The following is a 13,780-nucleotide window of genomic DNA, read 5'->3' as shown; positions in this document are numbered from 1 at the left end:
CTCGCTTGATTAAAGCTTGGTTATACGAGGACCAATTGGTTGTACGATAGATTTTAGGTGTAGGCTTCTTCATCTGGAAATTATATTACTGAAGAAGCCTTCAAGAATAGCTTTGTGCAACAAAGCCCTTTGAAAAAGAAAACTGTTTTTGCTTTTCAGAAAAGACCAGATCACCTTGATGAAAGTCCTGAATATTTCCCAGTTTATATTCAGGATAGACAAAGTGGTCGCAGGAAAATAAGTCACCATTATGTTCTATAGCCAGCGCTTTACCACAAATTTGTCCTGATACACATTTTTGAGCACCATAGCCAAACATCATCGAAACGATATTTTCAAATTGATCGACAAAGACCTTACCAAAGTCTTTTTGTAACCATTCTCCCCATACCCGAGAAAGAAAGTAACCCCAATCATCGGCTGCAATCGACCAGTCTGTAACGACGGAATCGGCTGTCCCAGGGTGTGTTGCAGAACTGCCTAAAGTGGGTAAGTCATCTGGATTCCAATAACCTGGAGCTGTTTGCTGAAACTGTGCACTTTCCATCCCAGGTATAAACTGGATCATACGGGGTTGGACTTGATCGCGGAGAAAACGATATACGTCGATTGGACGCTTTGCATTATCACGGTTGACCACACAAAGTGCATTGAAAGGGATTTGGTAGAGATGCAGAAGTTTCACTGCCTGCATGACTTTGCTATGGGTCGGCTTTCCACCTTTGTTATAACGATGTTTATCATGAAACTCGGCAGGGCCATCAATGGATAAACCGACTAAAAAATTATTCCGTTTGAGAAATGCACACCAGTCTTCATCGAGTAAAGTGCCATTGGTCTGTAAGTCATTTTCGATACGTTGATTGGCTTTTTGATATTTTCGTTGTAGCTCAACCACTCGTTCAAAAAATTCCAAACCCATAAGAGTAGGCTCACCCCCTTGCCAACTAAACACAACTTCATCTGCGGTTTGAGACTCGATGTATTGTTTAATGTGCAGTTCAAGAAGAGACTCTGTCATGCGGGGTGTTTTAGGTTGATGTAGCATGTCTTGCTTATGTAAATAAAAGCAATAACTACAGTCTAAATTACACTGCGCACCCGAAGGTTTGATCATGACATGATATCGGTAAACTTTTCCCATCAGTTGGGCCGTTTTAAGTGGTGGGGATTCATTTAGAGTTGGAATTCGCTGCATGGCGTTTAAGTCCCCTTATCGTTTTTAGTTAAATATTGTTTTTATCTTAATCGTTTATTCTCAATCAATACTTAAAGATGCAATGTATAGGCTTATGCAGCATGGCACTTTATCGTTCAATATACTGAGTGAATTTTTTAATCATTCATGCTGAATAGTTATTTCACTTATTCTAATAGAGAATAAATGAAAAAGGCAATTCCATAAAACTATTATGTCTTTTATTTTTTAAAAATAAGTGTGGAATATATAGGTTTTTAACTTAATGAACGATAAGGCAACATAGTGTTGTACTCACTCAAGGGGTATCATAGCGCTAACAAAGCGTTGGAATAGATTATGAAAATCGTGGCAGATGAAAATCTCGCATTTACCGATTATTTTTTTGCTGAATTTGGTGAAGTCGAACAGAAAGCAGGGCGTACTTTGACCCATGCCGATGTTGTAGAGGCGAAGGCATTATTGGTTCGTTCTGTGACACAAGTTAACCCAGCTTTAATTGATAATACAGCGCTTGAATATGTCGGTAGTGCAACGATTGGCACAGACCATTTAGATATTGAAGCCCTTGAAAAACAGAATATCCACTGGGCAAATGCTGCGGGCTGTAATGCACAGGCGGTGGCTGAATATGTGATTACCGCTTTACTGCATTTGAACCCAGCTTTTATAGATGCTAATGAACGTTTTACTTTGGGGATTATTGGTCTAGGAAATGTAGGTTCTCGCTTAGCCTATATGGCCAAACTATTGGGTTGGAATGTGATCGGCTATGATCCTTTTGTACAGCAAGATGTGATTCAGCAGGTCGATTTAAAAACGCTATTAAACACTGCTGATGCCATTTCATTGCATGTTCCACTCACGAAAGCAGGGCAGCATCCGACACATCATTTAATTAATACGGATGCTTTAGCTGCAATGAAGCCTACAGCGATCCTAATCAACTCTGCGCGTGGATCTGTTGTTGAAGAGCAAGCTTTATTGGCAGACATCGAAAAAACACAGCGTAAAGTGGTATTGGATGTCTTTGAGCATGAGCCAGTGATTTCTGAGCAGGTACTAAATGCGGTGAGTCTAGTGACACCACACATTGCAGGTTATAGCTTAGAAGGTAAAGCGCGTGGTACACAAATGATCTATGACGCCTTTTGTAAAACCTTTCAGTTTGAAGCATATAAAAGTTTCGAGTCGCAGTTGCCTGTGTGTGCTCAGTATTTTGAAAGGCAAGATTTGAAATCTACACTTCAACAGCATTTAAATGAAATCTATCCAATTTTACGAGATGACCACGCTTTACGTGCTTGTTTAAAAGAGGGGATGATTGACCAGAAAGCCTTTGACCATTTAAGAAAGACTTATCCATTACGCCGTGAATGGGCTGCACATGGGGGGCCAAAGGCATGAGTCAGGACGTGATCCACTATCAGCCAACCTGTAATTTAAAAGCCATGCGTGCTCGCGCACAAATGTACAGCCAAATTCGTCAGTTTTTTGCTGAACGAGAAGTACTTGAAGTTGAAACACCGATTTTATCTCAGGCTGGTGTGACGGATGTGCATTTGGCTTCCATTCAAGCGCAGCGTCATGTACAAGGCTCGCAGCAAACGCATTATTTACAAACCTCCCCTGAGTTTGCGATGAAGCGCTTACTCGCCAGTGGCAGTGGGCCGATTTATCAAGTCTGTAAGGTTTTCCGTGATGATGAACATGGACGAAAACACAATAGTGAATTTACCATGTTGGAATGGTACAGACCGAATTTTAGTTTGAAGGATTTGATGTTTGAAGTGACCGATTTATTGAATGTCACATTAAAGCAGCGTTTTGGTGAAGTTCGTCCAACCATTTTAAGCTATAAACATGCATTTATGGATCGTTTGGATTTGAACCCACTGCTAGCTAGTTTGAAAGAGCTAAAAGACTGCTGCAATCGCGTGGGTTTAAATTTGGACTTGGGTGATGACCGATTGGGTTATATTGATTTACTCTTTTCGCATTTTGTAGAGCCAAGCTTAGGTTTTGATACCCCAGTATTTTTAACTGACTTTCCGCCAGAACTTGCTTCACTTGCCAAAACCAAAACAGATGAAGACGGTGAGCTAGTTGCAGCACGTTTTGAGTTGTACATCGAGGGTTTAGAGCTCGCCAATGCTTATGATGAGTTGATTGATGCTGACGTGTTACGTTCACGCTTTGCAGCTGATAACGCAGAACGGGAAAAGTTAGGCTTATATGTGATGCCGATTGATGAATTTTTATTGGCTGCTTTGCCTCAAATGACCGCATGTGCAGGTATTGCTTTAGGTGTGGATCGTTTGTTAATGGTTGCAACTGAACAGATGCAGTTGGAAAAAGTAATTACTTTTCCCGCATCCATTTCTTAAGTGAAATGAAAATAAAGCGCCAAATAGGGCGCTTTATTTTTTTGTTTATAAAGATTCAACTGTATTGTGCTTTCAGCACGCCAATGGCATGTATGCGACGTTCAATCAGCATTTCACCAATATCAGGGCCTTGGATATCTGCAGGCAGATCTTGAGCTTTAATATTTCGCACAACCTCCATCGCTTTTAAAACATATTGAGACTGCGGGTATTCACGATCTTCAAGTCCTAAACGACCACGTGAGTCGCATTCACAGGCCTGCACAAAGGCTTCAACCCGTTCAGGACGACGCAATACATCTAAGCGTTGCAGTAAGCGCCATAAAGTCCCTGGTTTTAAGGTGAGGGCTTGATGACATTTTAAATGTTCTTTGCAGACAGTAATTGCAAGTTGTTTCATCTGTGTTGGGACTTTTAGACGCTCGCACACTTCAGTCACAGGTTTAACCCCACGTTCTTCATGCATGATATGACGTGGTAATTCATCCACAGGTGTTAAGGCTTTACCTAAGTCATGTACGAGAACAGCAAAACGAACATCTAGTGCATAGTTGGCGCGGCACGCCTGTTGTAATGACATCATGGTGTGGATGCCACAGTCAATTTCAGGGTGATATTCAGGGCGCTGCGGAATACCGTAAAGTGCCTCGATTTCTGGAAAAAGTACTTTTAAAGCACCACAGCGACGTAGCACTTCAAAGTATTCATCAGCATGATCTTCCATTAGGGCGCGGGAGGTTTCTTTCCAAACGCGTTCAGGTGTTAGCGCCTCAAGTTCGCCCGAGTTTGCGAGTTGTTGCATCAGTGCCAACGTTTCCTCTGCCACTATAAATCCTAGGGTTTTATAACGTGCCGCAAATCGAGCAATACGTAGGACGCGCAGTGGGTCTTCTACAAAAGCATCGGAAACATGCCGTAAAATACGTCGTTCTAGGTCTCGCTGACCGCCATAGGGGTCATATAGTGTGCCGTCATCATCCATAGCGATGGCATTAATGGTAAGGTCGCGTCGAATTAAATCTTGTTCTAGGGTGACGGAACTATCGGTATAAAACTCAAAGCCATGATATCCCTGTCCTGACTTACGTTCAGTACGGGCAAGCGCATATTCATCTTTGGTTTCAGGATGTAAAAAAACAGGAAAATCTTTACCTACAGGTTGGAAACCTTGGGCAAGCAGTTGTTCAGGCGTTGCACCGACAACTACATAATCTTTTTCGTGATAGGGATGACCCAGAAGCTGATCTCGGACCGCACCGCCTACTAAATAAACTTGCATGAAAAAACCTCTATTCTTGCAGCCATCATGCTACAGAATAGAGGTTTTCTCAAGTCACAAGACGAGACTATCTCAACAAGTGATTAGATAGCGTTTTTCTCAGCTTCTTGAACTTCGGCTACAGTCAGCGCTGTCATGTTGACCAAACGACGTGTTGTTGCTGTCGGTGTCAAAATATGAACTGGCTTAGCTGCACCTAATAGGATAGGACCAATAGTAACATTATTGCCTGAAGTTGCTTTTAACAGGTTAAATGAAATGTTGGCTGCATCCAAGTTCGGCATGATCAGTAGGTTCGCAGAACCTTTGAAGCGTGAGTTTGAGTATGCAAAGCTACGGATGTTTTCATCCAATGCTGCGTCTGCATGCATTTCACCTTCAACTTCAAGTTCTGGCGCAATTTGCGTTAAAATCTCAAACACTTTACGCATTTTTTGTGCGCTTGCATCCGTTTGATCTGAACCGAAGCTTGAGTGAGAAAGTAGCGCAACACGTGGTGTCATGCCAAAACGGCGCACTTCTTCAGCAGCTAAAATAGTCATTTCAGCCAGCTGTTCAGCCGTTGGATTACGATTGATGTAAGTGTCAGCAATGAACAGGTTACGGTCTTCAAGCATTAAAGCATTTAGTGTAAAGAAAGAGTTATGACCTTCTTTTTTACCAATGATGTTTTTAACGAAATCTAAGTGAATGTCGTAGCTTGAATATGTACCACATAACATACCGTCTGCTTTACCATGTTTCACCAACATCGACGCGATCAAGGTTGAACGACGACGTGCTTCACGTTGCGCATATTCAGGTGTTACACCTTTACGCTGCATGAGTGTGTAGTAGTCATCTGCAAACAGTTCGTAGTCAGGATTTTTTTCTTGATCCACAATCGTGATGTTCACACCATGTTCAAGACGTAAGCCTAACTTTTTGATGTTCGCTTCAATAACTGCCGTACGACCGACTAAAATTGGTTTTGCAAGATCTTCATCAACCGCAATTTGTACTGCACGAAGTACACGTAGGTCTTCACCTTCTGCATAAGCAATACGTTTTGGGTCAGATTTTGCCTGAGCAAAAATAGGCTTCATCATGAACGCAGAGTTATAAACAAACTCAGACAGACGTTGACGGTAAGCAGAGAAGTCTTGAATTGGGCGATCAGCCACACCAGAGTCCATTGCTGCTTGTGCAACAGCTGGTGCAATTTCCAAAATCAGACGTTGATCGAGTGGACGTGGAATAAGGTAGTCACGACCAAATGATGCTGATTTTTCACCATAAGATGCCGCATCTGCTTCAATGTGTGCCATACGCGCAATCGCATATACACACGCGATTTTCATCTCTTCATTAATCGTCGTTGCACCTACATCAAGGGCACCACGGAAAATGTAAGGGAAGCAAAGTGCGTTATTTACTTGGTTTGGATAGTCTGAACGACCTGTTGCCATGATGACATCATCACGAACTTCGTGAGCATGTTCAGGTAGAATTTCTGGATCTGGGTTTGCAAGTGCAAAGATAATTGGATCTTTTGCCATGAGCTTAACCATTTCTTTGGTTAAGATACCTGCAGCAGATAACCCAAGGAACATGTCTGCGTCTGCAATCACGTCAGCCAGTTGAGTGCCGTCGATGTCTTGTACATAACGCTTTTTAGACTCGTCTAAGCCTTCACGCTTAGTGGTAAGCAGACCGCGAGAGTCAGCTACAATAATATTTTCTTTCTTCGCACCAATTGCACAAAGAAGATCTAAACAAGACAATGCAGCAGCGCCTGCGCCTGAAGCAACGATCTTGATTTCCTCAATTTTTTTGCCATTTAACTGTAAAGCGTTCAGCAAAGCAGAACCAACAATAATAGAAGTACCATGTTGGTCGTCGTGGAACACAGGAATATTCATGCGTTCACGTAGTTTTTGCTCGATATAGAAACACTCTGGCGCCTTGATATCTTCAAGGTTAATACCACCAAAAGTCGGTTCTAATGCAGCAACAATGTCCACGATTTTGTCAGGATCATTTTCTGCAATTTCGATGTCAAAAACGTCAACACCAGCAAATTTCTTAAACAGTACGCCTTTACCTTCCATAACAGGTTTAGACGCTAAAGGACCAATGTTGCCTAGGCCAAGTACGGCTGTACCGTTACTGACCACAGCAACTAAGTTACCACGCGCTGTGTAAAGCGCAGCAGTAGACGGGTCGCGTTCAATCTCTAAACATGGTGCAGCAACACCTGGTGAATAAGCTAAAGCTAAGTCACGTTGGTTGACCAGCTGCTTGCTTGGTGTAACGCTGATTTTCCCTGGAGTTGGAAATTCGTGATAATACAAAGCTTGCTGTTTTAATGATTGATCGTCCATCTGAATCTCTTTGTAGCGTGGGTTAGCCAGCGGAGCTGGTGGTTTTTTAGTAGACAAGACCGAATATACCATTAGTTGCTGGCATATCCCAGTGATAGCTGATGCTTTTTAAGTCAAACTTAGAGCTAAAACCACCTGATTTATATTAAGTATGTATAAGCGGGCAGTTCGAGGTTATCTTTGAGATACTGAGTTGCGTCACGCTGGGCAAGTGGTTTGGAAAATAAGTAACCTTGAGCGATATCGCATTCAAGGTTTTGTAAGTAGTTTAGTTGCTGCTCAGTTTCGATACCTTCAGCGACGACAGTCATGCCCATGGCTTTCCCCATTGCAATCATGGCACTGACAATCGCTTCTTGTTTGCTGTGCCCAATTTTTGAAATAAATGTGCGATCAATTTTTAAAGTGTCGATTGGGAAGTCAGTCAGATAGGACAGGGATGAATAGCCAGTACCGAAATCATCCAAAGAAATGTGGATGCCACGTGATTTGATGGTCTCAAGTAAATTTTTAACTTCAACAGAGTTTTCTACTAAGGTGGATTCGGTTATTTCTAACTCTAGGCTACTGCCTTTGATTCCATAAAGGTGAAGCGCTTCATCCAAATCTTTGAGAAGTTGACCACGTTGTAACTGTTGTGCAACCACATTGACAGAGACACAAATGTCCTCGAAACCAAGTTTATTCCATTCTTGAATCTGTTTTGCGGTTTGTAGGATGACAATGCGCCCAATATCCGAAATTAGACTGGTTTTTTCCGCCATAGGAATGAACAGTCCAGGGGGAACTATACCTTTGGATGGATGATTCCAACGTACTAGCGCTTCAAAACCATAAATTTTTTGATCGTGAAAATTGATTTTTGGTTGATAATAGACCACCAACTCATTGTTTTGTATTGCCAGCCTTAAATCACGTTCTAAATAAATCCCTTCTTCTAAAGCAACTGTATTACTCAAAGTATAAAACTTGGTTGTATTGCCACCAAGGCGTTTTGCCTCGGTCAATGCTTGTTCTGCACAGTTATTTAAGTAGTCAAGTTGGCGACCGTGTTCAGGGTATTGAGAAATTCCCATTGAAAGCGTAATGATATGTTCCTGACCAAAGATGTCAAAAGGTAAGCTAAACGCTTTATGAATTCGCTCAATATGCTGTTGAATAGATGGCCGAATATGTGAAATTTCATAGACAATAGCAAAATCATCGCCGTTTAAGTGAGCAACAACTAGAGCTTCTGCATTGGTTAAGCGAAGGCGTTGTGCAACTTGACGGAGTAATTCATCGCCACCATTGTTGCTTAAAAATTCATTCAATGGTCGGAAACGGTCAATATTGAGACGAATAATTGCCAGTTGTTTAATACTGTCTTTTTGAGAGACGAGATACTGATGCAGTTGATAGTTATAATAAAAACGGTTAGGTAAGTCCGTTAATGTGTCGTAGTTTTCTAAATAAGAAAGGCGTTGTTCTTGCAGTTTACGCTCAGTTAAATCAGACACAATCCCAATATAATGGGTCACACGATCTTGATCATCAGTGATGGCATTTAGATGCATCCAAATACACAGTTCTTTGCCTGAAAGAAACTTTTCGTCTAGTTCACCATCGTATTCACCTTTTTTCAAAAGCTGAGCAATGATTTGGTTGTGAGTGGTGCGTTGATGCGACTTATAGTTGGCCACAATATCAAATAGATGTTTACCATTTATGTGTGCGGCATTAAACCCAGTGAGACGCTCAAAGAATGGGTTTACGTCGATATAACGCAGGTCTTCATCAAGAATGAAAATACCTTGTTCTGCTTGTTCAAGTACGCTTGCTGCGAGTCGTAAACGTTCCTGATTACTTTTTTCATGTTGAATATCACGTCGAATACCCACCATTTGTAAAGGCTTTTGTGTCATAGGATCTCGGGAAATGACACGACCAGTGTCATGTACCCAATACCATTTCCCATTGTTATGTTGCACACGGTAAGTGGCTTCATAGCGATCTGAATGACCCCGTAAATGACTTTTCATAGACGACTTAAATAATGTAATGTCATCTGGATGAATCAAAAACTGTAGTTGGTTTTGATGTTCTGTGGAGTTTTTAACGACTTTTTCTTGTTTGTGATTGGTTAGTGAAATCAAACGATCTTTAATATTCCAATCCCAAGGGCGAATACCTGCAATTTTATGTGCAAGAGAAAGGTTTTCTTGTTTGTTTTTTAAATCTTTATTGATTTCATTTATGTCAAAAGTACGCTCACGTACTTTTTGTTCCAGTAACTGATTATTCAGTTGCAGTTGTTGCTCTATTTCCTTGGATTTATTCACTTCTGTTTGTAATTGTTTACAAAGATCATCGGTCCATGCCACTTGCATTTCAGCTTCTTTTTTCAGTTCGCGGTTTTTAATAGAGAGGCGCGAGGAATGCTGATTGATACGATTTGTTGCATTGGCACAGAGTAATATCACAATCAAAATAAAATTGACGGTAAGGTGAAAAATATTGTGATTGTTATCAAAGTAAATGAATTGAGAGAAGATATAGGGCGTAATTGATGGAATAAAGACTAGACAGAAATAATTAATTCGCTGGGTTAAATAGGTTAAGCAGACTGTTTGTGTAACAATGACCAAAAGTGCAGATAAAACCAATGCGTCAACAAAACTAAAATCACCTGATTGTTGGGGTAGATAATAATAAATACATACAACACCAGTCGCAACTAGACAGCCGACGGTTAAGCAAACACCTTGAATCCAACGATGTGCAGGATGAGTTGAATAGTTACTTGGCTTGAAATAGACTGTGCTAATCACCCATAAAATACTCAAAATAAACTCAGAAATGAAAAACCAAAGGTTAAAATAAAAAGAATCTTGAGAAAAATTATAGTGATATGTACAGAAAATATAAAAATTAAGAATCAGTAAGCTACTAATAAGAAAACGAATATGGCTAATGGAGTGCGATATCTGCGCAGTCTGCAAGTGCCGATCAAGATTTTCTGTAGAAATATCTGGCATGAATCGCGAAACCTTATTTTTTTTATGACCTAAAAATGTTCAGTTGTGAGTTTTTCAAGTTAAAAAAACACAGTACAAAAATAAACTCAAATTATGTCTTGATATAAGTAACGGGTAATATTGTTGTACATAATAAGCAATATATTAACAGAACTAAAGGATGACTCAACCGTTTATGTGATTTAAATCACTAAATTTGTAATTTAGAATCGCTAAAGCGACAACTGGCGCAGTCTCTGTACGTAACACCCGTTCGCCTATACACCAGTTTATAAATCCGTGGTCATTGGCTGTCGTAATTTCAGCCTCACTTAAACCACCTTCAGGGCCAATCAGTAACGCAATGTTCGGGGTCGCTTCTGCCAAAACGTCGAGTTCTTCTTTGTTTGGTGCAAGCACAAGTCGAGTTGTTGGTAACTCTGTCGCGAGCCATTTTTCTAAGCCGACCGGAGCATGAATAGTGGGAACAAGGTTCATGCCACATTGTTCACAAGCCGCTATGGCAATACCTTGCCAATGATCAATCTTCTTTTGGTCACGATCATATTTCAAACGCATTTCGCAACGTTCAGATGTTAAGAGTTGAATCTCAGAAACGCCCAATTCAACCGCTTTTTGAATGACATAGTCCATACGGTCACCTTTACTCATGACTTGACCGAGTAAAGTTTTGAACGCAGGTGTGCGATTGGTTGGGTTGAAAGCAGTGACCCGAACTGAGGCTGACTTTTTGGCAACGTCACTTAAGGTCACTTCATACTCGCCACCTTGTCCATTAAACAAGGTAGCCGTTTCACCGACTTGAGCGCGTAAAACTTTGACCCAATGATGAAACACCGTTTCAGTCAGTTCGACAGTGTGATCAACATTGAGTTCTGCTTCCATAAAAAAACGAGGCATTCGGTTTTACTCTCAAATAGGGTGAATCTGGTTTAAATCCTTATGCTAAACCGAGGTCTAGTACAAGTTGACGGGTAGGATCAGTGGTGTTCATGGTGTAGAAATGCAAACTTGGTGCACCACCAGCAATTAAGCGTTCACATAGTTTTACAACCACTTCATGACCAAATGCTTTAATGCTTGCGGTATCGTCACCATAGGTTGCCAGTTGCTTACGAATCCAACGTGGAATCTCAGCGCCTGTACCATCTGCAAAGCGAATTAAGTTGCTGGCATTGATAATTGGCATAATGCCTGGTGCTACAGGAATATTCACGCCTTCTTTTTGAATGCGATCTACAAAGTAGAAGTAGGCATCTGGATTAAAGAAGAACTGAGTCAGTGCGGCATTCGCACCAGCATTGGCTTTGTCGCAAAAGCGTTGAATGTCTTGGTCAAAGCTATCTGCTTGAGGGTGCATTTCAGGATACGCAGCAACCTCAATTTTGAAATGATCGCCCGAATGTTCACGAATAAAACGTACCAAATCCGAAGCATAAGGCAATTCGCCTAGGCCAACTTGACCTGAAGGCAAGTCACCGCGCAACGCGACAATACGGTCAATACCTTGATCTTTATAAATGTCGAGTAACTCAGCAATACGTGCTTTGTCATCACCAATACAAGACAGGTGAGGGGCAACAGGTGTGCCTTTACCATTAAATTCAGCAATGGCTGCTAAGGTACGTTCACGAGTTGAACCGCCTGCACCATAAGTAATTGAGAAAAACTCTGGATTTAAGAGTTGTAGTTCTTGATGTACGACTTTGAGCTTCTCTGCGCCCGCATCCGTTTTGGTCGGGAAAAACTCAAAAGAAATAGGAATGTGTTTCGACATGTTCAAATCCTTTTTATAAATGCTTTTTATTTAGACCTCTTCCTAGCCCACTCTTGCGCGTAGCTTTAAAGCAGTGCTTAAAACTCGCTTTACAGGAGAAGGGGACTTTCACTATAAATTGAATTAATAATGAAAAGTCCCTTCTCTCATTGGGAGAAGGCTAGGATGAGGGGAAATATAAAACTTAGTATTTATAAGCGTCTGATTTGAATGGGCCTTCAACTTGAACACCTAAGTAATCTGCTTGTACTTGAGTCAAAGTTGTTAACACACCGCCAAAACCTGCAACCATTGCCGCAGCAACTTCTTCATCTAATTTCTTAGGAAGGAGTTCTACACGGATTGCTGCTTGTTTTTGATCTTCTGCAAGATCCGCAAATTTTTCCGCGAATAAGTGCATTTGACCTAAGACTTGGTTGGCAAAAGAACCATCCATGACACGTGAAGGGTGACCTGTTGCATTACCCAAGTTCACAAGACGACCTTCAGAAAGCAGGATTAGGTAATCACTGTCATTTTCAGAACGATATACTTGGTGTACTTGTGGCTTCACTTCAACCCATTTGTAACCACGTAAGTAGTTGGTGTCGATTTCAGTATCAAAGTGACCGATGTTACACACTACTGCGCCTGCTTTTAATGTATCTAACATTGCCGCGTCACATACGTGGTAGTTACCCGTTGTCGTTACGATCAAGTCAGTGTTTTGAAGAAGGTCAAGATTGATGTCTTCTTTTTTACCCGTTTGAACGCCGTTTTTGTACGGAGCAACAACCTCAAAGCCATCCATGCATGCTTGCATTGCACAGATTGGGTCAACTTCAGTTACACGTACAATCATGCCTTCTTGACGAAGAGATTGAGCAGAACCTTTACCTACGTCACCGTAACCGATGACAAGTGCACGACGGCCAGATAAAAGCATATCTGTACCACGCTTAATCGCATCGTTTAGTGAGTGGCGGCAACCGTATTTGTTGTCGTTTTTAGATTTCGTTACTGAATCGTTGACGTTGATCGCAGGAACTTTAAGAGAACCGTCTTTCCACATTTCAAGTAGACGTTGAACACCTGTGGTGGTTTCTTCAGTAATACCGTGAATTTTAGCCAATACATTTGGATATTTTTCATGAATAAGAGCAGTTAAGTCACCGCCATCATCCAAAATCATGTTGGCATCCCAAGGCGTACCATTCACATTGATTTGTTGTTCTAAACACCATACATATTCTTCTTCAGTTTCGCCTTTCCAAGCAAATACTGGAACACCAGAAGCCGCAATTGCCGCAGCAGCATGGTCTTGAGTAGAGAAGATATTACAAGATGTCCAACGAACTTCTGCACCTAATTCAACTAGAGTTTCAATAAGAACCGCAGTTTGAATGGTCATGTGGATACAACCAAGGATTTTTGCGCCAGCAAGTGGTTTTGCAGCAGCATAGCGCTTACGTAGGCCCATAAGTGCTGGCATTTCTGCTTCAGCAAGTTTGATTTCTTTACGGCCGTAGTCAGCGAGTGAAATATCAGCAACTTTGTAATCTGTAAATGAAGCAGTAACCGCGTTCATCACGATCTCCTAATATAAAAAATTGATCATTCAGTTCGCGGATGCCGTTGTTGATTCAAAAGGGATTTGAACCGGATCGTCGAGCCTAGCGATTTCACATTTATGTACCTGTGAAAAAGTCGCAGCATCCCTCGACTAGCGAACTATTGTACTTGGAAATCACTTGAGTTCCAATTGCTATTTGTACATTAT

9 protein-coding genes are annotated in these 13,780 nt (G+C 41.3%); 2 read left to right on the top strand and 7 right to left on the bottom strand.

The window, feature by feature from the left end; translation table 11 throughout:
* Positions 1-100: 100 nt before the first annotated feature.
* A complete protein-coding gene (locus tag GBI16_RS16115; RefSeq protein ID WP_151707463.1) occupies positions 101-1,198 on the bottom strand; it encodes an anaerobic sulfatase maturase in 1,098 nt (365 codons plus the stop codon).
* Positions 1,199-1,537: 339 nt separating this feature from the next.
* Here GBI16_RS16115 and GBI16_RS16110 point away from each other — a divergent pair, with 339 nt between their 5' ends.
* Both GBI16_RS16110 and epmA read left to right on the top strand, forming a co-directional pair.
* A complete protein-coding gene (locus GBI16_RS16110; RefSeq protein ID WP_151707462.1) occupies positions 1,538-2,605 on the top strand; it encodes a 4-phosphoerythronate dehydrogenase in 1,068 nt (355 codons plus the stop codon).
* Complete coding sequence (epmA, locus tag GBI16_RS16105; RefSeq protein ID WP_151707461.1) at positions 2,602-3,585, top strand: EF-P lysine aminoacylase EpmA; 984 nt, start codon at positions 2,602-2,604, stop codon at positions 3,583-3,585. Before GBI16_RS16110 ends, epmA begins: the two co-directional genes overlap by 4 nt.
* A gap of 55 nt (positions 3,586-3,640) precedes the next feature.
* Here epmA and GBI16_RS16100 read toward each other — a convergent pair whose 3' ends face one another.
* The 6 genes from GBI16_RS16100 to ahcY all read right to left on the bottom strand — a co-directional run bounded on the left by GBI16_RS16100 (position 3,641) and on the right by ahcY (position 13,588).
* Entirely contained in the window at positions 3,641-4,864 is a 1,224-nt protein-coding gene (locus GBI16_RS16100) for a multifunctional CCA addition/repair protein (protein ID WP_151707460.1), read from the bottom strand.
* Positions 4,865-4,947: 83 nt separating this feature from the next.
* Entirely contained in the window at positions 4,948-7,227 is a 2,280-nt protein-coding gene (locus GBI16_RS16095; protein ID WP_086208872.1) for an NADP-dependent malic enzyme, read from the bottom strand.
* 140 nt (positions 7,228-7,367) lie between these two features.
* A complete protein-coding gene (locus GBI16_RS16090) occupies positions 7,368-10,244 on the bottom strand; it encodes an EAL domain-containing protein (RefSeq protein ID WP_086208324.1) in 2,877 nt (958 codons plus the stop codon).
* A 165-nt stretch (positions 10,245-10,409) separates the two neighbouring features.
* The gene (locus GBI16_RS16085; protein ID WP_086208323.1) at positions 10,410-11,144 is read right to left on the bottom strand and encodes a 16S rRNA (uracil(1498)-N(3))-methyltransferase; all 735 of its coding nucleotides are present in this window, start codon (positions 11,142-11,144) and stop codon (positions 10,410-10,412) included.
* A 40-nt stretch (positions 11,145-11,184) separates the two neighbouring features.
* The gene (gene metF, locus GBI16_RS16080) at positions 11,185-12,021 is read right to left on the bottom strand and encodes a methylenetetrahydrofolate reductase [NAD(P)H] (protein WP_151707459.1); all 837 of its coding nucleotides are present in this window, start codon (positions 12,019-12,021) and stop codon (positions 11,185-11,187) included.
* 184 nt (positions 12,022-12,205) lie between these two features.
* Positions 12,206-13,588, bottom strand: a complete 1,383-nt coding sequence (ahcY, locus tag GBI16_RS16075) for an adenosylhomocysteinase (RefSeq protein ID WP_151707458.1) — start codon at positions 13,586-13,588, stop codon at positions 12,206-12,208.
* Between the last annotated feature and the right edge of the window lie 192 nt (positions 13,589-13,780).

It is taken from the genome of Acinetobacter sp. TUM15064 (genome assembly GCF_008980265.1).
In the GTDB taxonomy this organism is placed as follows: domain Bacteria; phylum Pseudomonadota; class Gammaproteobacteria; order Pseudomonadales; family Moraxellaceae; genus Acinetobacter.
This window is presented reverse-complemented; position numbering and strand designations above follow the sequence as displayed.

Bases quoted from the DNA above. Each gene is read 5' to 3' on its own strand.
- GBI16_RS16115 (WP_151707463.1), bottom strand. From the start codon at position 1,198: ATGCAGCGAATTCCAACTCTAAATGAATCCCCACCACTTAAAACGGCC.
- GBI16_RS16110 (WP_151707462.1), top strand. From the start codon at position 1,538: ATGAAAATCGTGGCAGATGAAAATCTCGCATTTACCGATTATTTTTTT.
- epmA (WP_151707461.1), top strand. From the start codon at position 2,602: ATGAGTCAGGACGTGATCCACTATCAGCCAACCTGTAATTTAAAAGCC.
- GBI16_RS16100 (WP_151707460.1), bottom strand. From the start codon at position 4,864: ATGCAAGTTTATTTAGTAGGCGGTGCGGTCCGAGATCAGCTTCTGGGT.
- GBI16_RS16095 (WP_086208872.1), bottom strand. From the start codon at position 7,227: ATGGACGATCAATCATTAAAACAGCAAGCTTTGTATTATCACGAATTT.
- GBI16_RS16090 (WP_086208324.1), bottom strand. From the start codon at position 10,244: ATGCCAGATATTTCTACAGAAAATCTTGATCGGCACTTGCAGACTGCG.
- GBI16_RS16085 (WP_086208323.1), bottom strand. From the start codon at position 11,144: ATGCCTCGTTTTTTTATGGAAGCAGAACTCAATGTTGATCACACTGTC.
- metF (WP_151707459.1), bottom strand. From the start codon at position 12,021: ATGTCGAAACACATTCCTATTTCTTTTGAGTTTTTCCCGACCAAAACG.
- ahcY (WP_151707458.1), bottom strand. From the start codon at position 13,588: ATGAACGCGGTTACTGCTTCATTTACAGATTACAAAGTTGCTGATATT.